The following is a 23,681-nucleotide window of genomic DNA, read 5'->3' as shown; positions in this document are numbered from 1 at the left end:
CCAGTCGGTATTCCGAGGCTTGTCAAGGTGTTGCCGGTTGTCTGCCGGGTGCGCTTCACTGGAGTGCGTTTACGCACGAACCGAGGGCACTATGGATCTTGAACAGACACTCCTTGACCAGACACTGGCGCGGCTGCACGAGACCCCGTTCATTCTCGACGTCCTGCGGTCGGCTGACGGCCTCGCCGACGCGGTCGATCGTTTCGGCGACGACTCGGTACCGGCACTCGTCCGGTTGATCGCCGAAGAGGCGGATGATTCCCTGACGGCCATCACGGCCGTGCACGCACTCGCCCGGATCTACGATGAGGAAGCGGAACTCGCCCTCTCGGAGCTCCTCTCCTCCGATCGCGCCTATCTCCGCGAGCATGCCGCCTGGGCGTTCTGGACCAGGCTTCCCCGCCTCGATGCGGTCTCCCGTCTGGTGCGAGGGGTCATCGGGGGCGGTTTCACCGGCGCCCTGGCGGAGCGCACCCTGCAACAGTGGGCGCTCACAGCTCCCGACCACATCGCGCTCGCTCTCGAGGGCGCGCTCGCCGGCGGTGCTCCGGCGGATGCCCGGGCGCGCCTCGCCGAGACGCTCGGCCTGATCCCCGGCAGTGTCGCCGGCCGCGCCCTCTGCGCTCTGGCCGCCGATGCCCAGGAGCCCGAGGTGGTGCGGGTCGCCGCGATGGCCGCGCTCGGCGACCGGTCCTCGGATGCCCGGGCCCTCGCGCTCGTGCAGGAGTACGCCGAGCAGCCGGGGCTCCTCGGTGACGTGGCACGCCTCGCCGCCTACGACATCGAACTCGCCCTCGACCCGGCGGGGCCCTGGGCCAGTGTCTCGCCGGCCCGGCCCACCGGAACCGGCCTGGCCGGCCGGAAGGGGTTGACGGTCGCGCAACTCTTCCTGCATGCCGACATCGACCGTGGGCTCACCCGGGCGGGTGCCGGAGACAACGGAGGAATCGCGACGCTTCTGGTGCGACTCGGGGACTCCCTGCTCGCAGAGCCCGGGATCGACCGCGTGATCACGCTCTCCCGCGGCAGTGCCGCAGCGTCCCTGGCCGTGCTGCCCGGGGCGCACACCTGGCTCTCCGACGGGCAGGACGCCGACGGCGACGCCCGGCACATCCTCGCCCCGGTGCCGCTGCTGGCAGAGGCGACCTCGACCGCGAGCGCCTGGCCGGCGCGCGTGGCGGCGGAACGCGGCATCCGGCGCGCGCTCCTCGCCCTCGGCCCTGTCGACGTGCTGCACCTCCGGATGGCGGACGTCGGCAGTATGGCTGCCGCCACCGTCGCCGCGCGCCTCGGCATCCCGGTCGTCTTCACGCTCGCTCCCGACCCGCACGGCGTCATCCATGCGCTCGACATGGCGGGCACCCTGACCCGCGCGTCGTTCGGTACCGTGGACGAGCACGAGCACTACTGGTTCCGCACGCGCCTCGTGCAGCGGCTCGCCGAGCAGGCGGTCCACACGGTTCTCTTCCCCCGCCCCGACCTCCGGAACGACCTCCGCGAGTTGCTGGGAATCGACATCGACGGCGAACCCGGCCGGTTCACGGTCGTACCGGAAGGGATCGACGTCTCGGTGATCGAGACCGCCAGCCGAGAGGCGCGTGAACGAGCCCAGGGGTCGTCCGGCGCAGCCGCATCCACCGCCCCCTTCGAGCAGCTCGACGAGCTCGTGGCGGCACTGCCGCCGCACCGGCACGGCCTCCCGCTCGCCATCACGGTGGGGCGCCTGCACCACGTGAAGGGCATGGCCACGATCGTCGAGGCGTGGGCGGCTGATCCCGCGCTCCGGACGGCGAGCAACCTCATCATCGTCGGGGGCGACCTCGGTCATCCGTCCGCCGATGAGCAGGGCCAACTCGACAGGATCGAACGCACCCTGCTCGAGCACCCCGAAGCGCGTGACGGCCTGATTCTCGCCGGGCACCGGCCCAATGACGTGGTTGCCCGCTGGCTCGGCGTCGCGCGGTTCGGAAGCGCGCCCACGGCTGGCGGCCCCCTCGTCGCACCGCGCGGCGTCTACGTGTGCGGCAGCCTCAAGGAGGAGTTCGGCATCGCCCTGCTCGAAGCCCTCGCCGCCGGCCTCATCGTGATCGCGCCGAACGGCGGCGGCCCCGCGACCTACATCGCCGACGGCATCACCGGGTTCCTCGTCGACACCCGTTCCGCCGACGGCATCCGCGCCGGACTCCACGGGGCCTGTGAGCTCGCCGCCGCACCCGGTGAAGCCGATGACGCGCGCATCTCCCGTGCACAGCACCTGGTGCACTCCGAGTTCACCGTCAGCGCGATGGCACACGCCCTCACCGCGGTCTACAGCGAGGTCGCCGGTCGCTCCCACGAGTCCGCCGTCACGGAGTACGCTCCGTGACCCTGCTCGTCATCAGCCCCGACTACGCCTCACACCTTCTGCCACTCGCCACTCTCGCCACAGCCTGGCAGGAACGCGGCGAGGAGGTGATCGTTGCGACGGGCCCGGCCACCGCCTCCATCGTCGCCGACTTCGGGTTCTCACGGGTCAACCTCCAATTGGGCCGGGGCTCCAACCCCGGGGTCATTCGCGCGGAAGACCAGCCGGCGGGCGAGGACGACGCCCTGCGGGGCTTCTTCGACGCCACCCGTGCCGGGATGGTCGAGACCCTACGATTCCAGGCCGAGGCACGCAGCAGTGACCTGCTCTACGAACCTGTGGAGAAGGCGCGCGAAGTGCTCGCTGTGGTGGAGAGGACGCACCCCGACCAGATCCTCGTCGACCACCTCGCGTTCGGCGCGCGGCTCGGGCTCGACTCCGCGGGCATCCCCTACGGAGACGTGGTCCTCGGGCATCCGAGCGCCCTTCCCATCGGTACCGAGGTCTACGGGCATCCACCGTTCTGGCCGGCGGCCTTCGAACCGCCGCAGAATGATCTCGAGGCGCTCCGCGCCCTGAACGAGAGCGTGCGAGACAGTTTCACAGCCGAATGGAACGCCGCACTCGCGATCCTGAACCCGGATGCTCGGCCCTCGGAAGACGCGTTCGCCGAGCACGGCACCCTGCTGATGCTGAACTACCCCGAGGCGCTTCATCCGCCGGCCCGCACAGCAACCCTTCCGACGCATGTCTTCCTCGGCTCCGCGGTGCGCACAGAGCCAGCCGACCCCGAAGTGGAGGCCTGGCTCGCTGCGAGCGCCAAGCGGGTCGTCTACGTCAGCTTCGGCAGCTTCCTCTCAGTGCGCTCTGACGTGCTCCGCCGGGTCGCGGATGCCCTCCGGCCCCTCGACGTGCGGGTCGCCCTCGCCACGGGCTCGTCCGACCCCGCGGCCTTCGCCGACGCCCCGGCGGACTGGCTCGTGCGCGGCTTCCTGCCCCAGGTCACCCTGCTCGAGGGCGCCGCCCTGATCGTCACCCACGGCGGCAACAACAGCGTCACCGAGGCGGCGACCGCGGGCGTGCCGCAGCTCGTGCTGCCCTTCTCCACCGACCAGTTCGCAGGTGCTGCCGGAGTCGTCGACGCGGGCGTCGGGATCGCCCTCGCCCCGAACACCGCCACCGTCAGCGAGTTGCGCGAGGCGAGCATCCACCTCCTGGAGGAAGGCGGGGCCGGCACTGTCGCGGCCCGCGCCCAGAGTCTCGGCGAAGCCCTGAGAGCCGAACCCGGACGCCGGCGGGCCTACGACTTCCTGACCGGGCAGACACCCCCGGCTTCCCCCTCCCGGCAATAGCTGGGATAGTGGGGGGCATGCGCAGATTCCTTGTCTCCCTTGTGGCGAACGCCATCGCCCTCTGGGCCACCGTGCAGATCGTCGGGGGCGTGAACCTGGTCGCCTACGACACCGGCGTGTTCGCCGCGATCGTCTCGTATCTCTTCGTGGCGCTGATCTTCGGCATCGTGAACGGGGTCATCGGCACGGCGATCAGGGTGGTGGCGTTCCCGCTCTACATCCTCAGCCTCGGCCTCATCTCCCTGGTCGTGAACGCGGTGCTGCTGCTGCTCGCCGGCTGGATCACGAGCCTCTTCGGTTTCGGCCTCGAGGTCGACGGGTTCTGGTGGGCCGTACTCGGTGCCCTGGTGCTCGCGGTGCTCTCCGCCATCATCGGTGCGATCCTGAAGGCGATCTTCCGCGTGGGGCGTCAGGGCGCTCGCGCCTGAGCCCTGTTCCACCGGCTCAGGCAGATCCGCCCTCGGCACTGCCCGGCGGCTGAGACAATGGACTCATGCCCGCCGACACCACACCGCCCGCCGACGGCGTGTTCCGCGTCTGCATGGTCTGCACCGGCAACATCTGCCGCTCCCCGATGGCCGAAGTCGTGCTGCGGGAGCTGGTGCGAAAAGGCGGCCTGGATGATCGGATCGCCGTCACCTCGGCCGGAACCGGCGACTGGCACGTCGGCGAGCAGGCCGACCCCCGCACGCTGGTCTCCCTCGCCCAGCGCGGCTACGACGGGCAGGCGCACCGGGCCCGCCAGTTCGACCCGGCCTGGTTCGACAGCCTCGACCTCGTCGTGGTGCTCGACCGCAGCCACGAGCGCGTCGTGAAGGACTGGGCCGACAACGACGCCGACCGCTCGAAGGTCAGGCTGCTCGCGAGCTTCGACCCCGACGCGGGCGGCCAGCTCGATGTGCCCGATCCGTACTATTCCACCGCGGCGCTGTTCGACGAGGTGCTCGTCACGATCGAGCGTTCCTGCCGCGCGCTGTTCGCCCAGCTCGAGCCGGCGCTCCGGCACACCCACCACTCGCCCATGCCTGCGACGCCCCCACGCCCACCCCTGCCGCCGACGCGGCCCCAGCCCTCCCCGGAGCCTAGAACATGACGCTTCCCCTCCAGCCCCTCAGCCCCCTCGACGGGCGCTACCGCCAAGCCGTCTCCGGTCTCGGCGAGTACCTCTCCGAAGCGGGCCTCAACCGTGCCCGCGTCGAAGTCGAGGTCGAATGGCTGCTCTACCTCACCGACCATGAGTTCTTCGGGTCATCCAGGCTCGACGAAGACCAGCGCCGTGCCCTCCGCGACCTCGTCACCTCGTTCGGCCAGCCCGAGATCGACGAACTGGCCGAACTCGAAGCCGTCACCCGCCACGACGTCAAAGCGGTCGAATATCTCGTGCGCAACAAGCTCGAGCAGCTCGGCCTGACCGCCGTCGAAGAACTCACCCACTTCGCCTGCACCAGCGAGGACATCAACAACCTCTCCTACGCGCTCACCATCCGCGAGGCGGTCACCGGGGTCTGGATGCCCGCCCTCCGCCGCGTCGTCGCCGAGCTCCGGCGCCAGGCCTTCGAGCACCGTGCCGTGCCGATGCTCGCGCGCACCCACGGCCAGCCCGCGACCCCCACGACGATGGGCAAAGAGCTGGCGGTGTTCGTCTACCGACTGGAACGCATCATCCGCCAGCTCGAACAGACCGAGTACCTCGCGAAGTTCAGCGGGGCGACCGGAACGTTCGCCGCGCACCTCGCGGCGTCGGAGTCGACAGACTGGCCGCACGTCTCCGAAGAGTTCGTCACCTCGCTCGGACTCACCTGGAACCCGCTCACCACCCAGATCGAATCGCACGACTGGCAGGCCGAGCTCTACCAGCGCGTCGCACACGCCAACCGGGTGCTGCACAACCTGTGCACCGACGTCTGGACGTACATCTCCCTCGGCTACTTCACCCAGATCCCGGTGGCAGGTGCGACGGGATCGTCCACGATGCCGCACAAGATCAACCCGATCCGGTTCGAGAACGCCGAAGCGAACCTCGAGCTCTCGAGCGCGCTGCTCGACTCCCTCAGCCAGACCCTCGTGACCTCACGCCTGCAGCGCGACCTCACCGACTCCAGCACGCAACGGAACGTCGGCGTCGCGCTCGGCCACTCTCTGCTCGCGCTCGACAACATCCTCGGCGGCCTCGGCCAGATCTCCTTGAACGCCGACCTGCTCGCCGCAGACCTCGACGGCAACTGGGAGGTGCTGGGTGAGGCGATCCAGACTGTCGTGCGCGCCGAGATCGCGGCCGGTCGCAGCTCGATCACCGACCCCTACGCCCTGCTGAAGGACCTCACCCGCGGCAAGCGGATCGGGCAGGCCGAACTCGTGGCGTTCGTCTCCGGCCTCGACATCGGTGCGGAGGCTAAGGCCCGTCTCGTCGCCCTGACTCCGGCGACCTACGTCGGTCTGTCGAGCGAACTGGTCGACTACCTCGGCGCCTGAACGAACGGGCGAACTTCAGGCGGCACGCGTCTGTCCACGCCGTCGTGTCGGCCCAGCTCCGCCGATTCGCTCGGTCAGTGACCCTTCGGCCCCGGGCCGAGGTAGGGACCGGCCACGCCACCGGCGCCGGCCTCGTCTTCGCCCTGCAGCTCCTGCTGCTCGGCGGCGTTCGGCTTGAACGTCAGCGTGAACATCGCGATCACCACCAGGGAGACGATGAACGCGATGCCGAAGAAGACCACGGCCAGCAGCGGTTGGCGCGTCGCCAGCAGCACGGTCACGCCCACGAAGACGGCGAGGCCCGCAGACAGCAGCACCAACTCGACCGGCTTCAGGATCTCGCGGCGGGTGGGCGGTTTCGGATCTTCAGAAGTCACGAGGTCGTTTCCTGGTTCAGCGGAGCAGTGTGATCGACCTGGTGTCCCCAGCGGAGGGACAACCCACCGATCACGAGGAAGATGGCGAGGATGACGGCGTACCCGCCGAACAGCCCGACAGCGGTCACGACGTCGAGCGGGAGCACCAGGAACACGAGCGCGAGCACGGCAGTGAACCCGCCGACGGCCAGCCAGTCCTTCGAGGCGAGCGCATCGGTCGCGCGCTCATCGGGCGCGCCACCCGCCGCACCCCGGTCGACGACCGCGCGGCGCGGCCGGCTGCGGAGCCCCGCATAGAGCTCCAGGAAACCGGTGAGCGCCGCGAAGAGCGTGACGAGGTAGAGGAAGTACGGGACCCCGCCCTGGTTGAACACCAGCGCGAGCACGCCGACCACGATGCCGACGACACCCTGCGCGACAAAGAGCCGGCGGGTGACCCGCACGGCCACCTGTCGCGGCGAGAGCACCAGTACTAGCACGCCGGAGACCACCGCGTAGGAACCGAACACGAACAGTCCCACCTGCGCTGAGTGGTTGAGGCTGAAGGCGAGGAACACTCCCACGACGAGCGCAGGGATGGCCCGGGCGACCGGTACGCCCCAGTAGGGCGATCGACCTTCCGCGCGTGCTGCCTGGCTGCTCACCTGAAATGGCCTCTTCTCGAAGTGTTGACCCTCCATTGTATTGCGCGCGGCCTGTGAGCTCCCCGCCCGCCCACCCGGCCCGCGTCAGGCGTGCGGCATGTCCGCGAAGCGCGAGAAGTGGCCGTGGAAGCCGACGGTGACCGTGGCGGTGGGCCCGTTTCGGTGCTTGGCCACGATGAGGTCGGCCTCGCCGGCGCGCGGGTTGTCTTTCTCGTAGGCGCTCTCACGGTGCAGCAGGATGACCATGTCCGCGTCCTGCTCGAGGGAGCCCGACTCACGGAGGTCGGAGAGGGCGGGCTTCTTGTCGGCGCGCTGCTCGGGGCCACGGTTCAGCTGGGACAGGGCGATGACCGGCACCTGGAGTTCCTTGGCCATCAGCTTGAGGGCCCGGGAGAACTCACTGACCTCCTGCTGACGCGATTCGACGCGCTTGCCCGACGTCATCAGCTGCAGGTAGTCGATGATGACCATCTTGAGGCCCACACGCTGCTTCAGGCGCCGGCACTTGGCCCGGATCTCGACGAGCGTCATGTTGGGGCTGTCGTCGATGTAGAGCGGCGAGTCGTTGATGCGCCCGCGGGTGGCCGCGATCTTGGTCCAGTCGTTGCTCTCGACCGTTCCCTTTCGCATGTTCTGCAGGGGAATGGATGACTCGGCGGAGAGCAGTCGCATCGCGATCTCACTCCGCCCCATCTCGAGCGAGAAGAAGATGGAGGGCATGTCGTGTTTGATGGATGCCGCGCGCGCGAAGTCGAGGGCGAGCGTCGACTTTCCGAGCGCGGGGCGGGCAGCGACGATGATGAGCTGCCCGGGGTGCAGGCCGTTGGTCAGCATGTCGAGTTCGGCGAAGCCGGTGGGCACGCCCGTCATCTGGCCCTCGCGACCCTTGGCCGCCTCGATCTCGTCGATGGCCGCGTTCACGGCGGTCGTCAGGGGAACGTAGTCCTCGGTCTCGGTGTTGCCGTTGACCGCGTAGATCTCGGCCTGGGCGTTGTTCACCAGGTCCATCACTTCGCCCTCGCTGGCGTAGCCCATCTGCACGATGCGCGTACCGGCCTCCACGAGGCGCCGGAGGATCGCCTTCTCGGCGACGATGGATGCGTAGTACCCCGCGTTCGCCGCGGTCGGCACGAGGCTCGTGAGCGTGTGCAGGTACTCTGCCCCGCCCGCACGGGTGAGGTCGCCCGACTTCGTCAGCTCGTCGGTCACCGCGATGACGTCGGTGGGCTCGCCGTGCGAGTACAGGTTCAGGATCGCGTCGAACACGAACTCGTGCTTCGGAATGTAGAAGTCCGCACCGCGGACGACTTCGACGACGTCTGCGACCGCGTCTTTGCTGAGCAGCATTCCGCCGAGGGCACTCTGCTCCGCGAGCAGGTCGTGCGGGGGAGTGCGCTCGTGGCCCCGGGTCTCGCCGATCGACCGCGTTTCGCCGGTCAGGCCGAGATGCGCTATCGACACCGGGACTCCTCTTCTCGTGGTCTCAGGCTTACCGTCACCGTCTGACATCCGGGCGACATGACACGCGAGAGCTGCGGGCCAAGACTAGGAAGCCTTCGGAACCCGGCACAAATCGTCCTGTGCACAACTCTGTGGAATTAAGACGGGAAACACGGCGCGTCTTGTGCACAACCTGTGGAATCGGCTGTGTACAACAAACTAATTTTTCTTGGCAACAGCCTCTTGACCAGCCATTTTGTCTTTCCCCTACCTGTGGACTGACGGATGTCTGAACACACGGTTGAACGTTGAGATTGCGACACGCCCTGTGTACAAAACACTTGACAAAAACGCCAAAGGAGGGAGTCGCATTCCAGCGACTCCCTCCTTTGGGTTACAGCTTATTTTGCAGCCACGACCTGGATGGTGATGGTCGCGCTCAGGTCGTCACGGAGGCGAATGGAAGCCTCGTGGGTGCCCGTGGCCTTGATCGGCGAGGTGATCTCGACCTTGCGGCGATCAATCGATCCGAAGCCGGCAGCAGCCACCGCGTCGGCGATCGCGCTCGTCTTGATGGACCCGAACAGGCGCCCTTCCTTGCCGGCCTTGACGGACAGCTTGACGACGTTGTTCTCGAGAACCTGCTTGAGGTGCTGGGCCTCTTCGATGGTCTTGAGTTCACGTGCGGAGCGGGCAGCCTTGATCGATTCGATCTGCTTCTCGCCACCGCGGCTCCACGTCACCGCGAAGCCCTGGGGGATCAGGTAGTTGCGTGCGAAGCCGTTCTTGACCTCGACCACATCACCTGCTGAACCGAGGCCGGAGACCTCGTGCGTGAGAATGAGTTTCGACATTGTGGATTCCTACCTGCCCGAGCCGGCGTACGGCAGCAGGGCCATCTCGCGGGCGTTCTTGACTGCACGGGCGATGAGGCGCTGCTCCTGCACGGAGACGCCGGTGATACGACGGGCACGGATCTTTCCGCGCTCGGAGATGAACTTGCGAAGGGTGTTGACGTCTTTGTAGTCGATGACGCCGACGCGGATCGACTTCGCGGGGGCGGCATTCTTGCCGTCCTTACCCTTGCGGATCGGCTTGCGGCGATCGCCGCTGCTCTTTCCAGCCATGGTTGGTCTGCTTTCTGAAAAAGGTGAAGTTTAGAAGGGGGTTTCGTCGCTGTAGCTGCCCGGAGTGTTCCAGACATCAGCGCCGCCACCGGAGGTAGCCGTAGCGGGCGCGCTTGCGGCCCACGGCTCGTCGCCGCCACTGGCGACCTGGCCACGACCGCCGCCACCGCCACCGGCGTTGCCGGAGGAGGAGGCACGGGTGACCTGGGCCGTCGCATAACGGAGGCTGGGACCGATTTCGTCGACCTCGAGCTCGATGGAGGTGCGCTTCTCGCCCTCTTTCGTCTCGTAGGAGCGCTGGCGGAGGCGACCGGTCGCGACGACACGGGAACCCTTCGTCAGCGATCCGGCCACGTGCTCGGCGAATTCACGCCAGACACTTGCACGAAGGAACAGTGCTTCGCCGTCTTTCCAGTCGTTCGACGCACGGTCGAAGGTGCGCGGCGTGGAAGCGATGGTGAAGTTGGCAACCGCCAGCCCGTTCTGCGTGTAACGCAGCTCGGGGTCGCCGGTGAGGTTGCCGACCACGGTGATTACGGTTTCGCCAGCCATTGTCGACTACTCAGCGGTTGCAGCAGCGGCAGGGGCAGCAGCCGGCGCCGCGTCAGCGGCAGGCTTGCTCGAAGCGGCCTTGACGGCAGCAGCAGCGCGAGCGGCCGGAGCGGCAGCAGGTGCGGCGGACTTGCCGGCGGGAGCCGACGACGAGGACGCGGAGGGAGCCGACGCAGACGGAGCCGACGACGGGGTCTTCGGGTTCGCGGCAGCACGGGCAGCCTTGGCCTCGGCGAGCTTCGCAGCTTCGGCGACCTGGGCGATGGCCTCTTCGGCACGCAGCACCTTGGTGCGCATGACGGCTTCGGACAGCTTCAGCTGGCGGTCGAGCTCCTTGGTGGAGTCTGCCGTTGCAGTCAGCTTCACGACGGCGTAGATACCTTCGGTCTTCTTGTTGATCTCGTAAGCCAGGCGACGGCGTCCCCAGATGTCGACGTTGTCGACGGAGCCGCCATCCTTGCGGATGACGTTCAGGAACTTGTCGAGGCTCGGAGCCACGGTGCGCTCATCGATTTCTGGATCGAGGATGACCATGAGTTCGTATTTGTGCGTCACTAACCCACCTCCTTTGGACTAGATCGGCCACAGAATTTCTGTGGCAGGAGGGTGTGTGCAGCAGTCACGACCCGCGTGGGAGAACCCCACTGGGTGTAGACAACCTGTAGAGCCTACCAGATCGGGTCTCCGAACGGTGGGTCGCCGATAGAGTGACCTCCGTGGGTCTCAAGCGCGTAGGTCTGGTGTCGTTGCACACCTCTCCTCTGGAGACGCCCGGATCGGGTGACGCCGGAGGACTGAACGTCTACGTGGTGGCGGTGGCCGAGGAGCTCGCACGACTCGGACTCGAGGTCGAACTGCTCACGCGGGCGGCCAGCCCCGATCATCCGGAGACCGGGTACACGGCGGCCGGGGTGCCCGTGCGCTTCCTGCGGGCCGGACCACTCGAGCCGGTGCCGAAAGACGAGCTGGCCCGTCACATGTATGCGTTCCGGGATGCCCTCCGGGCGCTGCCCCGCTTCGACCTCCTCCATTCGCACTACTGGTTGTCGGGTGCCGCCGCACTGACGGTGGCCGAGGAGCAGGGCATTCCGCACATCCAGAGCCTGCACACCGTCGCCGCCCTGAAGAACGAGCACCTCGCTCCCGGTGACCGGCCGGAACCCGCCGAGCGCCTCTGGGGCGAGCAGCGGCTGGTGCTCGAGTCGTCAGTCACTCTCTCGTCGACCGCCGAGGAGCGCTCGGCCATCCTGCGGGCGTACGGCGCCGAGCCCGGGCGGGTGCTGGTGGTTCCGCCCGGGGTCGACACGGGGCTGTTCCACCCGGGGCCGGAGAAGGGGGCAGAACGACGGCGCGGCTCGCGCCCGCGCATCCTGACCCTCGGCCGCATCCAGCCGCTGAAGGGGCAGGATCTCGCCATCCGCGCCCTGGCCACCATCCCCGCCGAGCGCCGACCGCTCCTGACCATCGCCGGTGCGCCGACCCCCGGGGAGAAGAAGTATGAACGGTCGCTGCACACCCTCGTCGACGAGCTCGGGCTGGCGGACGACGTGGTCTTCGCCGGCACCCAGGCCCGGGATGTCGCGGCCCTCCTGATCAGGGAGTCCGCCCTGCTGCTCATCCCGTCGCACTCCGAGACCTTCGGGCTGGTCGCGCTCGAGGCCGCGGCGTCGGGCACCCCCGTCATCGCGTCCCGGGGCACCGGAACGGGGAGTTCGGTCATCCATCTCTCGACCGGCCTGCTGCTCGGCACCCGCGACCCCGCCGTCTGGGGCGAGACCATCGACCGGTTGCTCGGCGACTCCGTGCAGCTGGAGGAACTCTCGGCGTCGGCAGCCCGGCACGCGGCGCTGCACACCTGGCGGCTGACGGCTGAGCTCACCCTCGCGGCATACCAGCATGCGCTCGGAGAGAGTACCTCCCGTTCGGAAAGCTAAGCTGTTCAGCGCTTGCCACACGTCAACAGTCGAGAGAAGTACGGGCTCCATGGGTATCAAAGTCGCAATCGCCGGCGTCGGAAACTGCGCGAACTCCCTGGTGCAGGGCGTCACCTTCTACCGGGACGCCCCCTTCGACGAGACCGTTCCCGGGCTCATGCACGTGCAGTTCGGCCGCTACCACGTCGGTGACATCGAGTTCGTCGCCGCGTTCGACGTCGATGCGGCCAAGGTCGGACTCGACCTCGCAGACGCCATCTGGGCGAGCGAGAACAACACGTTGAAGTTCGCCGATGTTGCCCCCTCGGGCGTGACCGTGCAGCGAGGCCCGACGCTCGACGGCCTGGGGGAGTACTACCGCCTGGTGGTCGACGAGTCGGATGCGCCCGAGGTCGACGTGGTCGCCGCGCTTCGCGAGAGCGGTGCCGACGTGCTGGTCTGCTACCTCCCGGTCGGGTCCGATGACGCCGTGAAGACCTACGCGCAGGCCGCCATCGATGCCGGTGTCGCGTTCGTGAACGCCGTGCCGGTGTTCGTGGCGAGCGATCCGGTCTGGGCCGAGAAGTTCCGCGCTGCGGGCGTGCCCATCGTGGGCGACGACATCAAGAGCCAGGTCGGGGCGACCATCACCCACCGGGTGCTCGCACGGTTGATGGAGAGCCGCGGCATCCAACTCGACCACACCTACCAGCTCAACGTGGGCGGCAACATGGACTTCAAGAACATGCTCGAGCGCAAGCGCCTGCAGTCGAAGAAGATCTCGAAGACGCAGGCGGTGACGAGCAACATCGACATCGAGCTGCCGGAGCGCGACATCCACATCGGGCCGAGCGACCATGTGCCGTGGCTGGATGACCGCAAGTTCGCCTTCGTGCGGCTGGAGGGCCACGGGTTCGGCAATGCGCCGATCAGCCTCGAGTACAAGCTCGAGGTCTGGGACTCGCCGAACTCGGCCGGCGTCGTCATCGACGCCCTGCGGGCTGCGGCCATCGCGCGTGATGCGGGCCTCGGCGGGCCGGTCGAGTCGGCGTCGGCCTACTTCATGAAGTCCCCGTCGGTGCAGCACCCCGACGACGAGGCCCGGGCCCTGCTCGAAGCCTTCATCGCCGACAACTCCGGCTCCTAGCGGCTAACGGCTGGCGTGTGCGCCGCGCTGGGGCGGACGGCCGTTCAGGCCGGTCGCGCGCTCGCCCAAGCGAGCAGGCGGCGGGTCGCCTCCTCCTCACCGAGCGGCCCCTCCTCGAGGCGCAGCTCCAGCAGGAACCGGTAGGCCTCGCCGACCTCGCGGCCGGGTGCGAGCCCGAGGATCGCCATGATCTGCTCACCGTTCAGGTCGGGGCGGGTGGAGTCGAGCTCCTCCTGCGAGGCGAGTTCGGCGATCCGCGCCTCGAGGTCGTCGTAGGCGAATGACAGGCGGTCGGCCTTCCGCACGTTGCGGGTGGTCACATCAGCCCGCACCAGGATGTGCAGGCGTTCGAGCAGGGGCCCTGCATCCCGAACGTAGCGGCGCACCGCCGAGTCGGTCCACGCACCGTCGGTGTAGCCGAAGAACCGCAGGTGCAGCTCGATCAGGCGGGAGACCGCCGCGATCGTGTCGTTGTCGAACCGCAGCGCCTTCAGCCGCTTCTTCGCCAGCTTCGACCCGACCAGGTCGTGGTGGTGGAACGACACCACGCCACCGGGTTCGAGGCGCCGGGTCGCCGGCTTGCCGATGTCGTGCAGCAGCGCGGCAAGCCGCAGCACGAGGTCGGGCGCGCCGTCGAACTGCCGCGAGCGCTCCAGGTCGATGGCCTGGTCGAGCACGGTCAGGCTGTGCTGGTACACGTCTTTGTGGTGGTGGTGTTCGTCCATCTCCAGGCTGAGCGCCGGGATCTCGGGCAGCACGAAGGCGGCCAGGCCCGATTCCACCAGAAGTTCGATCCCGCGGCGGGGGGCGGGGGAGAGCAGGAGTTTGCTCAGCTCCTCGTTCACCCGCTCGGCGCTGATGATCTCGATGCGCCCCGCCATCTCGTCGAGGGCGAAACGGGTCTCGTCGTCGACCGTGAAACCGAGCTGCGCGGTGAAACGCACGGCCCGCAGCATGCGGAGTGGGTCGTCGCCGAACGAGACTTCGGGCGTCGACGGTGTTCTGAGCACACCGGCCAGCAGGTCATCCATGCCGCCCGACGGGTCGACGAGCACCAGCTCGGGCAGCTTCAGCGCGAGAGCGTTGACGGTGAAGTCGCGGCGCAGCAGGTCGGCCTCGAGTGAGGTGCCGAACTCGACGGAAGGTTTACGACTGGCCTGGTCGTAGACATCCGAACGGTACGTCGTGATCTCGACGGTCTCCCCGCCGATGCGGGCACCGATCGTGCCGTAGGCCCGGCCGATGTCCCAGTGCGCGTCGGCGAGCGGTTTCACGATGCGGAGGATCTCGTCGGGCGTCGCATCGGTGGTCAGGTCGAGGTCGTGCACGGCCCTGCCGAGGAACGCATCGCGAACCGGCCCGCCCACGAGCGCGAGGTCGTGCCCCGCCGCGTGGAAGGCCTCTGCGAGCACGGAGATGGGCGGCCTTCCGGCCAGGTCGGCCAGGAAACTGAGGGAGTCTGCCACGGAACGCACCCCGTTACCCTACTGGCCGAACCTGCCGGCCAGCGAGGCGCACCCGACCTCTTCAGGCCGACACCCTAGAATCACAGGCATGGATGCGGCGTTAGATTCGGGCGTCCGCCGCAGCCCGAGACGTGACTTCCGGCTGGCCCCGGCGGGCCGGTCCCGACGTCTCGCCGCGGTTCTCACCATCGTTCTGCTCACGCTGCTCTGGATGCTCGGCGGCACCCGCCCGGCGGACGCCGCCCCCGCACCGGCACCCACAGAGACCGCGGTCACCGAGGGAACGGCCACCGAGACCGCCGCAGCCACGGGCACCGTCGCCGTCGCGCTCGCGCCCGACAACAACGGCGTGCTGGCTCCCGGCGCAGACCTGGCCGTCTCGGTGAGCATCAGCAACACGACGGCCGACGCGCTGTTATCGGGGAGCATCCACCTCTGGCTCGATCGTGCCGAACTCGGGTCGCGGGACGCCCTGGACAACTGGCTGACCCCCTCGACGGGCGCCACGCAGTCGCGCGATTCCGTGGCGGCGGATGTCGCGACCCCCGCACTCGCCCCCGGGTCGACCGGCACCTTCCGGGTGTCGCTGCCTGCCGCCCAGCTCGGGCTCGGCTCCTTCGGCGCCTACGGCATCGAGGCGGGCTACACCGCCGGCACCACCGTCGTCGACGCGCGCAACACCATCGTGTGGTCGGCCGACGCCCCCGCGCGCGAGACAGCCGTCGCCGCCATCATGCCGCTCACCGTGCCGGCCGGCAGCCAGGGCCTCCTCACCGCGGCGCAGCTCGAGAGTTACACGGCCGCCGGCGGAGTGCTCACCCGCAAGCTCGAATCGGTCGTCGACCGACCGGTGACGCTCGCGATCGACCCCATGGTCATCGTGTCGATCCGGGTGCTCGGCACCGCGGCCCCGCAGTCGTCGCTCGACTGGCTGGCCCGGCTCGCGGCCGCCGCGAATCCCACCTTCGCGCTCTCCTACGCCGACTCCGACATCGCGGTGGAACGCCAGGCGGGTGCAGCGTCCCTGCTCACGCCGTCCTCCTTCGACTACGCCCTGCAGGCCGCGAACTTCCAGACCCTGCCGACGCCCGATCCGTTCACCCTGCCCGGCCAGGTGGCTGCCACGACCACGGAGGATGGAGTCGCGGCCGGCTCCACGGCGGCGACGTCCCCCGCCGATCCCGCCGCGGCGTCCCCGACACCGAGCCCCACCTCGACCACGGTCCCGACCGCCGGCACTCTCCCGACCTTCGCCGCCCTGACCGCGTGGAACTACACCCGGACCGACCTCGCCTGGCCCGCTGCCGGCACCGTGACGACAGACGACCTCAACTTCTTCGCAGCCGGAGGGCTCAGCACGAGCATCCTCAGCTCCGACAACGTCGCCCTGCCGGCATCGGAAGACGGGCTGACGCCCAGTGCCCCCGCCACCATCGGCGACAAAAATGCGGTCATCGTCGACGCAGGGCTCTCGGATGCTCTGCAGAAGGCCACCGCGGCGACCACCGACACGGGGCTCGCCGCCGCGTTGGCCGAGGTCTCGGGAATCCTCGCGATCGTCAGCGCACAGGGCGGATCCACGGCCCCCGCCCTCGTGGTCGACCTCGGCCGGGAGGTTCCCGCCACGGCGTTCGGGGTGGCCAGGGCCCTCGACCTCGTCGAGTCCCTGCCCTGGGCCTCCGACCGGGGCCTCGCCGACGTGCTGAGCGTACCCGCCCTCGGCGTCAGCGTGAAGAACAGCGACGAACCGGCCGCACGGGTGCAGACCGTGATGGCGATGCTCGACTACGAACGCCAGGTCGGCGAGTTCGCCACGGTCCTGGCGCAACCCGATCTGCTCACGGGCAGGCAGCGCTCGACCCTGCTGGCCGTGCTCGCCCAGTCCTGGTCGGCCGACCCGACCGGGCGCACCGCAGCCGAGGCCGACTACGCAACCCTCACCCGCACGACACTCGACTCGGTGAAGATCATCGACGGCAGCAACATCAACCTCTTCGCCACCAGCAGTGAAGTTCCGGTGCTGATCAGCAACGACCTCAACCAGGCGGTGACCGTCGAACTGCAGGTGACCCCGTCGAACGGCCGGCTCGTCGTCGAGCCCGGGCGCATCGAGGTCGTCGTCGAGGCGAAGTCGCAGAAGACAGCGCGAGTCCCGGTGAAGGCGGCGGTAGCGAGTGGCCAGGTCGACCTGCGCCTCGAACTCTTCAGCCCGTCGGGCATCCCCATCAACCAGGCCGCACCGCGCCAGATCAACGTGAGTGCCGACTGGGAGGGCATCGGAACGATCGTGATCGCCATTCTGGCGGCCGCGCTGCTGGCTTTCGGCATCGTACGCCAGGTACTGAAGCGGCGGCGGGCGAAGGCAGCGCAGGCCGCTGGCGAGCCGGCCCCTGCCGAGCCGGGCCCCGACGATCGTTCCGCTGCCGAGCCGGCCCCCACCGACACCTCCGAGGAGCACCGTGGCTGAGCGCAGCATCGGCCGTTCGAGCGCCCTTCTCGCCGGCGGAACGATCGTCTCCCGCATCCTCGGCTTCGTGAAGACCATCGTGCTGATCCAGGCGATCGGCGTCTTCGCGATCGGCGACGCGTTCGCTGCCGCCAACCAGCTTCCGAACACCATCTACGTCATCGTCGCAGGCGGTGCCCTCAGCGCTGTGCTGGTGCCTCAGATCGTACAGAGCGCCCTGCACCTCGACGGCGGCAGGGCCTACATCAACAAGCTCGTCACCATCGCCCTGGCTGTGCTGGCCGTCGCGGCCCTCGTCGCCACCCTGCTCGCGCCGTGGCTGGTGTCGATCACGGTGCACGACTTCGCCCCCGAGCAGGCCGCCCTCGCGACATCCTTCGCCTACTGGTGCCTGCCGCAGATCTTCTTCTACGGGGTCTACACGATCCTCGGCGAGGTACTGAACGCCCGCAATTCGTTCGGCCCGTTCACCCTCGCTCCGATCGTGAACAACGTAGTCGCCCTGGCCGGGCTCGTCGTCTTCCTCAGCATCTACGGCTCCGATGCCGCAGGTCTCCGCCCCTACTCGTGGTGGACACCGGACTCGATCGCCCTGCTCGCAGGTTCCGCCACCCTCGGCATCGCCATCCAGGGACTCATCCTCTTCGCCTTCTGGCGGCGGGTGGGCCTCAGCTACCGGCCCGATTTCCGCTGGCGGGGCGTCGGTCTCGCGCAGACCGGGCGCATCGCGGGCTGGTCGTTCGGCATGATCCTGGTCACCACCGGGGCAGGGCTCGTCGAGACGAACGTGGTCTCCACCGCCTCGGGCAGCGACGCCTCGGTGGCCGTGCTCCAGTACGCGTGGCTGATCTTCATGCTCCCGCACTCGATCGTCGCCGTCTCGATCGCCACGGCGTACTTCACTCGGATGAGCGAGAACGCCAGCGCCAAGCGGCTCGACCTCGTGCGGGCGGACATCGGGGCATCCATCCGCCAGATCACCGTCGTGATGGCCCTCGCCGCCGTCGTGCTGCTGGTGGCCGCGTATCCGTTCGGCCGCGTGTTCGCCGAGGACTACGCGGGCGCCCTCGCGATCGGCAACGTTCTCCTCGCGTTCGTCATCGGGCTGCCGGCGTTCAGCATCCTCTTCGTGCTCCAGCGGGCGTTCTTCGCCTTGGGCGACACCCGCACGCCGTTCTTCACCAACCTCTTCCAGTCTGTGGTGTTCGCGCTCGGCTGCCTCCTCGTGCTCTGGTTCGTGCCGAAAGACCTGGTGGGCTCGGCCGTCGCCCTGACACTCTCGATCGCCGGTGTGATGCAGGCGCTGCTCGTCGGCATCCTCCTGCACCGCAGGCTCGGCGGGGGGCTCCGGCGCACCGTCTCGAGCTTCGGCAAGGATGCTCTGGCCGCCCTCCCCGCATCGGCTGCCGGCGTCGTGGTCTTCCTCCTGCTCGGCGGCAGCCTGGACGGCGGTTTCGCCATGTCGGGCCGAGTGCAGGCGATCCTCTCGATGGTGCTGATCGGCGCAGTGATGCTCGGGGTGTACGCCGTCGCCCTGCGGGTGGTGCGGTCGAACGAGCTGAGCGAGGCGCTCGGCCCGATCCTCCGCCGGGTGCGGCGCTCCTAGACCGGCTGCTCCGCCAGAAAGCCCTTCACGAGCTCCAGCACCGGACCCGACGGGAACAGCGTGTCACCGTGCCCGCGGCCGGGCAGCGGCTCGAACCGGGCGTTCGGCATCAGCCCCGCAGCACGCTCGGAATCGAGGTAGCGCTGCCGGTCATCCGTACCGGCCAGCAGCAGTGTCGGTGTGCGGATGCCCGTCAGCCTCTTCTCCTCCACACCCTGTTCCACAGCCAACTGTCGGAAATACGCCTGGAGGGCGACCGGGTCGTTCGCGAGGAAGGCGTTCGTCGTCGCCGGATCGATGGTGACGCCCGCCTGAGCCTCCCAGCCATTCACGAACGCCCGCATCCCGCCCGATTCGAGGGCTTCGTCGTACCCCGGGAAGAACAGGGAACTCACCGCGCCCTCATCGATCCGGTAGGTACCGCCGGCCGAGATGAACGACAGCATCCGCTCGGGGTGGGAGTCTGCGAGCGAGAAGCCGACGCGCGCGCCGAACGAGTACCCCATGAAGTGGGCCGCAGGGATGTCCGCCGCCTCGTAGACCGCGAGCAGATCCTCGATCACGAGCGACATGGCGTAGTCGGCCTGCCCGTGAGGCTTGCCGCTCAGGCCGTGGCCGCGCATGTCGACGAGGATGAGGCGGTGGTCGTCCCGGAGCGCCTTCACATAGCCGAACCCCCGCCAGATGGCCCGCGAGAGGGCAGAACCGTGCACCAGGACGATTGGGCTGCCGGTGCCGGTCTCCTGGTAGGCGATGCGGGTACCGTCGACGGGATTGAAGGCTTCGCTCACCCTCCCATCATGCCGCTGTGCCGGCTGCTCCGTGCCTGTGGACAAGCCCATGGCGCTGGAATACCCGGCGGATAGGATGTGTTGAACATCTCAGTAGTAGAGAAGCCGGTGACGCCGTCACCGCAACCAAGGAGCTTGTCGATGCGTCAGATCATCATCATCGGGTCCGGTCCTGCCGGGTTCACCGCCGCAATCTACGCCGCGCGGGCGGGCCTCGAGCCCCTGCTCATCGCCTCCAGTGTCGAGGCCGGCGGCGAACTGATGAAGACCACGGAGGTCGAGAACTTCCCGGGCTTCCCCGAGGGCATCCAGGGTCCCGACCTCATGACGAAACTGCAGGAGCAGGCTGAGAAGTTCGGCACCGAGGTTCTGCTCGACGACGTGACCAGCGTCGACTTCTCAGGTGACGTCAAGAAGGTGAGCACCGGTTACAGCGGTGACTTCGAAGCCCCGGCCGTCATCTTCTCCACAGGGTCCGCCTACCGCAAGCTCGGTCTCGAAGACGAAGAGCGACTGAGCGGCCGCGGCGTCTCCTGGTGCGCCACCTGCGACGGGTTCTTCTTCAAGAAGAAGACCATCGCCGTCATCGGTGGTGGCGACTCGGCGATGGAGGAGGCGACCTTCCTGACGCGTTTCGCAGACAAGGTGTACCTCATCCACCGCAAAGACACGCTGCGGGCATCCAAGATCATGCAGGAGCGCGCCTTCGCGAACGAGAAGATCGAGTTCGTCTTCAACACGGCCGTCGTCGGCATCAACGGCGAGAACACGGTCGAGAGCCTGAAGCTCGAGAACACGGTCACCGGTGAACGGAGCGAGCTGCCGGTGCAGGGCCTCTTCGTCGCGATCGGCAACGACCCGCGCACGCACCTGGTGCACGGCCAGCTCGACCTCACCACTTCGGGCACCATCGCCGTCGCGGGTCGCTCCTCGAAGACCAACATCGCCGGTGTCTTCGCGGCCGGTGACGTGATCGACGACACCTACCGCCAGGCCGCCACTGCCGCGGCCTCCGGCACCGTGGCCGCCCTCGACGCCGAACACTACCTGGCGGGTCTGGCTGAAGCTTCCGCCATCGCCGAGCTGCGTGAAGCCGAGGCGGAGATCGAGCTCGTCGAGTCGCTGCAGTCGACTCGGTCCTGAGCTGCCGCCAGTCCTGAAACCTTGATCTGAAAACCCTGATCAAAAGCCTTTTTCTGTCAACAAGAAAGTGAGAACACCATGTCAAGTGCCTCCGCAGTAACCGATGCCAGCTTCGAAGCCGACGTTCTGAACTCCGACGAGACGATCCTCGTCGACTTCTGGGCCGAATGGTGTGGCCCGTGCCGCGCTGTGTCGCCGATCCTCGATCAGATCGCCTCCGAACACTCCAGCAAGATCAAGATCGTCAAGCTGAACGTCGACGAGAACCCGCAGACCGCGGCGAAGTACCAGATCACCTCGATCCCCGCGATGAAGGTCTACCGCGGCGGTGAGGTCGTCAAGACCATCATCGGCGCCAAGCCGAAGGCCGCTCTCGAGAGCGACCTGGCCGCCTACCTCGCCTAGAGCGAGGGTCACGACAGCACCACAGGCCCGGGGGCCGGCAGCACAGCTGCTCCCCCCGGCTCCAGGGTCCGGACCACACGATGTGGGTCCGGACCCTTTTTCTTTTTCGATAGCATGGAATTTCGCCTCTTGATGGAAGTGCACGTGAGCAGCCAAAACACCCCGTCGTCATCGGGAACCAACCTCGATCCCTGGTACAACAACTACGCAGAACGGGCCGCCGGCCTCTCTGTCTCCGAGGTGCGGGCCCTGTTCGCCGTGGCCTCGCGGCCCGAGGTCGTCTCCCTGGCCGGCGGGATGCCCTACGTCTCCGCCCTCCCCCGCGAACTCGTCATCGATGCCATGAATCGTGTCATGGTCGAACAGGGGCCCGTCGCGCTGCAGTACGGCTCCGGGCAGGGCGTACCGAAGCTCCGCGAGCACATCCTCGAAGTGATGGCTCTGGAGGGCATCCGGGGCAGCGTCGACGATGTCGTCGTCACGACGGGTTCCCAGCAGGCACTCGACCTGATCACCAAGCTCTTCATCAATCCGGGCGATGTGATCCTCGCCGAAGCGCCGAGCTACGTCGGGGCCATCGGCGTCTTCCGCTCGTACCAGGCCGACATCGAGCATGTGCTGATGGACGACGACGGGCTGATTCCGGATGCCCTGCGGGAGGCGATCGCGCGCGTGCGCGCGTCCGGTCGTACGATCAAGTTCCTCTACACGATCCCCAACTTCCACAACCCCGCCGGCGTCACACTCTCCGCGTCCCGCCGCGAAGAGGTTCTGCAGATCTGCCGGTCGGAGGGCATCCTGGTGCTCGAGGACAACCCCTACGGCCTGCTCTACTTCGATGGCCCGCCACCCCAGTCCCTCCGCAGTACCGAAGACGAGGGTGTCATCTACCTGGGTTCGTTTTCCAAGACCCTGGCACCCGGATTCCGCATCGGATGGGCAATCGCACCGCATGCGATTCGGGAGAAGCTGGTTCTGGCCGCAGAATCCGCGATCCTCTGCCCTAGCTCCTTCAGCCAGCTCGTCATCTCCGAATACCTCGAAACGGCCGACTGGAAAGGTCAGATCAACACTTTCCGGGGTGTCTATGAAGAGCGGAAGAACACGATGCTCTCCGCTCTCACCGAATACCTGCCGGAGCTCAGCTGGACCAACCCCAACGGCGGTTTCTACGTCTGGCTCACCCTGCCCGACTACCTCGACACCAAGCAGATGCTCCCCCGCGCGGTGAAGGAGCTCGTCGCCTACACGCCGGGCACCGCGTTCTACGCAGACGGCGGAGGGCGGAACAAGATCCGGCTGTCGTACTGCTACCCGACACCCGACCAGATCAAACTCGGCATCCGTCGGCTCACCACCGTCATCAACGGCGAGATCGACCTGCTCGAGACATTCCACGCGACGGGTCCGCTCGCGACCATCCGGACTTCCCCCTCGTTCTCTGCCCCACCACCAGACATGGACTGACAATGACCGACACCACAGCACCCCGAACCGTCGTCGTACTGGCCGGGGGACTCTCCCACGAACGTGACGTATCGCTGCGGTCCGGGCGGCGGGTTGCCGATTCGTTGATCTCTCGTGGTCACCGGGTGACCATGCGCGAGCCCGACTCCACCCTCCTCGCGTCGCTGGCCGCGCAGTCTCCCGACCTGGTCTGGCCCGCGCTGCACGGTGCGAGCGGCGAAGACGGGTCGCTTCGAGCGCTTCTGGATGCCCAGGGCCTCGCCTACGTCGGATCTGAGGCCGCGGCCGCCCAACTGGCTTGGCACAAGCCAACCGCGAAAGTGCTGGTGGCTCGCGCCGGGTACCAGACGCCTGAGTCGATCACCCTTCCTCGTGAGACGTTCCGCGAGCTCGGTGCGACGCAGGTTCTCGAAGGGGTACTCCAGCACCTCGGCACACCCGTCGTCGTGAAGCCGGCGATGGGTGGTTCAGCGCAGGGTGTCACCGTGGTCACCGAAGCGGGAGATCTGCCGCGTGCGGTCGTCGACGCCTACACCTACGGCGAAACAGCGCTCATCGAACGCAAGGTCTTCGGCACCGAAGTCTCGATCGGTGTCATCGACACCGGGTCGGGTCCGTTCGCTCTTCCTGCTGTCGAAATCGTGCCCCGATCAGGGGTTTACTCTTTCGAGGCGCGGTACAGTGCCGGCGAGACCCAGTTCTTCACGCCCGCGCGGTTGGATGATTCGGTGGCAGAAGTGGCATCCGAAGCGGCCCTCGCCATCCACCAGACGCTCGGCCTCCGGCACCTTTCCCGAATCGACCTGATCATCGATTCAGAGGGTACCCCCTGGTTCCTCGAGGCGAACGTGCTCCCGGGTCTGACGGAGACTTCTCTCGTTCCGCAAGGGATCCTCGCTGCTGGGCTCGACCTCGGCGCGGTGTATGAGGCGATCGGCGAGGTCGCGATCCGCGACGCCCGCTGACCC

Annotated in this window: 21 protein-coding genes and 1 pseudogene; 13 read left to right on the top strand and 9 right to left on the bottom strand. The window is 67.9% G+C overall.

What is annotated here, in order from left to right:
• Positions 1-91 precede the first annotated feature (91 nt).
• The 5 genes from FB464_RS14820 to purB all read left to right on the top strand — a co-directional run bounded on the left by FB464_RS14820 (position 92) and on the right by purB (position 6,168).
• A complete protein-coding gene (locus FB464_RS14820; RefSeq protein ID WP_116416359.1) occupies positions 92-2,365 on the top strand; it encodes a glycosyltransferase in 2,274 nt (757 codons plus the stop codon).
• Positions 2,362-3,696: a nucleotide disphospho-sugar-binding domain-containing protein gene (locus FB464_RS14815; protein ID WP_116416360.1), complete on the top strand. Its 1,335-nt coding sequence runs from the start codon at positions 2,362-2,364 to the stop codon at positions 3,694-3,696. Before FB464_RS14820 ends, FB464_RS14815 begins: the two co-directional genes overlap by 4 nt.
• Before the next feature lie 17 nt (positions 3,697-3,713).
• Positions 3,714-4,124, top strand: a complete 411-nt coding sequence (locus FB464_RS14810; RefSeq protein WP_116416361.1) for a phage holin family protein — start codon at positions 3,714-3,716, stop codon at positions 4,122-4,124.
• 65 nt (positions 4,125-4,189) lie between these two features.
• Complete coding sequence (locus tag FB464_RS14805; RefSeq protein WP_116416362.1) at positions 4,190-4,789, top strand: low molecular weight protein-tyrosine-phosphatase; 600 nt, start codon at positions 4,190-4,192, stop codon at positions 4,787-4,789.
• On the top strand, positions 4,786-6,168 hold the full coding sequence (purB, locus tag FB464_RS14800; protein WP_116416363.1) for an adenylosuccinate lyase: 1,383 nt from the start codon (positions 4,786-4,788) through the stop codon (positions 6,166-6,168). Before FB464_RS14805 ends, purB begins: the two co-directional genes overlap by 4 nt.
• Positions 6,169-6,242: 74 nt before the next feature.
• On the opposite strand, the gene FB464_RS14795 is transcribed toward purB, so the two are convergent.
• The 7 genes and pseudogenes from FB464_RS14795 to rpsF all read right to left on the bottom strand — a co-directional run.
• Positions 6,243-6,545: a hypothetical protein gene (locus tag FB464_RS14795; protein ID WP_116416364.1), complete on the bottom strand. Its 303-nt coding sequence runs from the start codon at positions 6,543-6,545 to the stop codon at positions 6,243-6,245.
• Positions 6,542-7,189, bottom strand: a complete 648-nt coding sequence (locus FB464_RS14790; protein WP_116416365.1) for a DUF308 domain-containing protein — start codon at positions 7,187-7,189, stop codon at positions 6,542-6,544. Before FB464_RS14790 ends, FB464_RS14795 begins: the two co-directional genes overlap by 4 nt.
• An 84-nt stretch (positions 7,190-7,273) precedes the next feature.
• Positions 7,274-8,650, bottom strand: a complete 1,377-nt coding sequence (gene dnaB / locus FB464_RS14785; protein ID WP_116416366.1) for a replicative DNA helicase — start codon at positions 8,648-8,650, stop codon at positions 7,274-7,276.
• Between the two features lie 380 nt (positions 8,651-9,030).
• Entirely contained in the window at positions 9,031-9,483 is a 453-nt protein-coding gene (gene rplI / locus FB464_RS14780; protein WP_116416367.1) for a 50S ribosomal protein L9, read from the bottom strand.
• Positions 9,484-9,492: 9 nt separating this feature from the next.
• Positions 9,493-9,756 carry a 30S ribosomal protein S18 gene (gene rpsR, locus FB464_RS14775; RefSeq protein ID WP_104245567.1) on the bottom strand — a complete coding sequence of 88 codons (264 nt, stop codon included), beginning with the start codon at positions 9,754-9,756 and terminating at the stop codon, positions 9,493-9,495.
• A gap of 30 nt (positions 9,757-9,786) precedes the next feature.
• Complete coding sequence (locus FB464_RS14770; RefSeq protein ID WP_116416368.1) at positions 9,787-10,308, bottom strand: single-stranded DNA-binding protein; 522 nt, start codon at positions 10,306-10,308, stop codon at positions 9,787-9,789.
• Between the two features lie 204 nt (positions 10,309-10,512).
• A pseudogene (gene rpsF / locus FB464_RS20520) lies at positions 10,513-10,842 on the bottom strand (30S ribosomal protein S6); the annotation flags it as partial.
• Positions 10,843-11,024: 182 nt separating this feature from the next.
• Here rpsF and FB464_RS14760 point away from each other — a divergent pair.
• Together FB464_RS14760 and FB464_RS14755 are read left to right on the top strand one after the other, a co-directional pair.
• Positions 11,025-12,242, top strand: a complete 1,218-nt coding sequence (locus FB464_RS14760) for a glycosyltransferase (RefSeq protein WP_170152023.1) — start codon at positions 11,025-11,027, stop codon at positions 12,240-12,242.
• Positions 12,243-12,291: 49 nt separating this feature from the next.
• Positions 12,292-13,368: an inositol-3-phosphate synthase gene (locus FB464_RS14755; RefSeq protein WP_116416371.1), complete on the top strand. Its 1,077-nt coding sequence runs from the start codon at positions 12,292-12,294 to the stop codon at positions 13,366-13,368.
• A 44-nt stretch (positions 13,369-13,412) separates the two neighbouring features.
• On the opposite strand, the gene FB464_RS14750 is transcribed toward FB464_RS14755, so the two are convergent.
• Positions 13,413-14,843 (bottom strand): CCA tRNA nucleotidyltransferase, encoded by a 1,431-nt coding sequence (locus tag FB464_RS14750; RefSeq protein WP_116416372.1) that lies wholly within the window; start codon positions 14,841-14,843, stop codon positions 13,413-13,415.
• Between the two features lie 79 nt (positions 14,844-14,922).
• On the opposite strand from FB464_RS14750, the gene FB464_RS14745 reads away from it, so the two are divergent.
• Both FB464_RS14745 and murJ read left to right on the top strand, forming a co-directional pair.
• Positions 14,923-17,301: a DUF6049 family protein gene (locus FB464_RS14745; RefSeq protein ID WP_116416373.1), complete on the top strand. Its 2,379-nt coding sequence runs from the start codon at positions 14,923-14,925 to the stop codon at positions 17,299-17,301.
• Positions 17,294-18,907 carry a murein biosynthesis integral membrane protein MurJ gene (gene murJ / locus FB464_RS14740; RefSeq protein ID WP_116416374.1) on the top strand — a complete coding sequence of 538 codons (1,614 nt, stop codon included), beginning with the start codon at positions 17,294-17,296 and terminating at the stop codon, positions 18,905-18,907. Before FB464_RS14745 ends, murJ begins: the two co-directional genes overlap by 8 nt.
• On the opposite strand, the gene FB464_RS14735 is transcribed toward murJ, so the two are convergent.
• Entirely contained in the window at positions 18,904-19,698 is a 795-nt protein-coding gene (locus tag FB464_RS14735) for an alpha/beta fold hydrolase (protein WP_116416375.1), read from the bottom strand. The two genes, murJ and FB464_RS14735, sit on opposite strands and share 4 nt — an antisense overlap.
• Positions 19,699-19,839: 141 nt before the next feature.
• Between FB464_RS14735 and trxB the strand changes: the two genes are divergently transcribed.
• The 4 genes from trxB to FB464_RS14715 all read left to right on the top strand — a co-directional run bounded on the left by trxB (position 19,840) and on the right by FB464_RS14715 (position 23,678).
• Positions 19,840-20,841 carry a thioredoxin-disulfide reductase gene (trxB, locus tag FB464_RS14730; protein ID WP_116416376.1) on the top strand — a complete coding sequence of 334 codons (1,002 nt, stop codon included), beginning with the start codon at positions 19,840-19,842 and terminating at the stop codon, positions 20,839-20,841.
• Positions 20,842-20,919: 78 nt separating this feature from the next.
• Positions 20,920-21,246: a thioredoxin gene (gene trxA / locus FB464_RS14725; RefSeq protein WP_116416377.1), complete on the top strand. Its 327-nt coding sequence runs from the start codon at positions 20,920-20,922 to the stop codon at positions 21,244-21,246.
• A 132-nt stretch (positions 21,247-21,378) separates the two neighbouring features.
• Positions 21,379-22,713: an aminotransferase-like domain-containing protein gene (locus FB464_RS14720; RefSeq protein ID WP_116416378.1), complete on the top strand. Its 1,335-nt coding sequence runs from the start codon at positions 21,379-21,381 to the stop codon at positions 22,711-22,713.
• A 2-nt stretch (positions 22,714-22,715) separates the two neighbouring features.
• Entirely contained in the window at positions 22,716-23,678 is a 963-nt protein-coding gene (locus tag FB464_RS14715; protein WP_116416379.1) for a D-alanine--D-alanine ligase family protein, read from the top strand.
• The last annotated feature ends 3 nt before the right edge of the window (positions 23,679-23,681 follow it).

Origin of the sequence: Subtercola boreus (assembly GCF_006716115.1) — a bacterium.
Lineage (GTDB): Bacteria > Actinomycetota > Actinomycetes > Actinomycetales > Microbacteriaceae > Subtercola > Subtercola boreus.
Note: the sequence above shows the minus strand (reverse complement) of the source record. Positions and strands in the feature narration are given on the sequence as shown.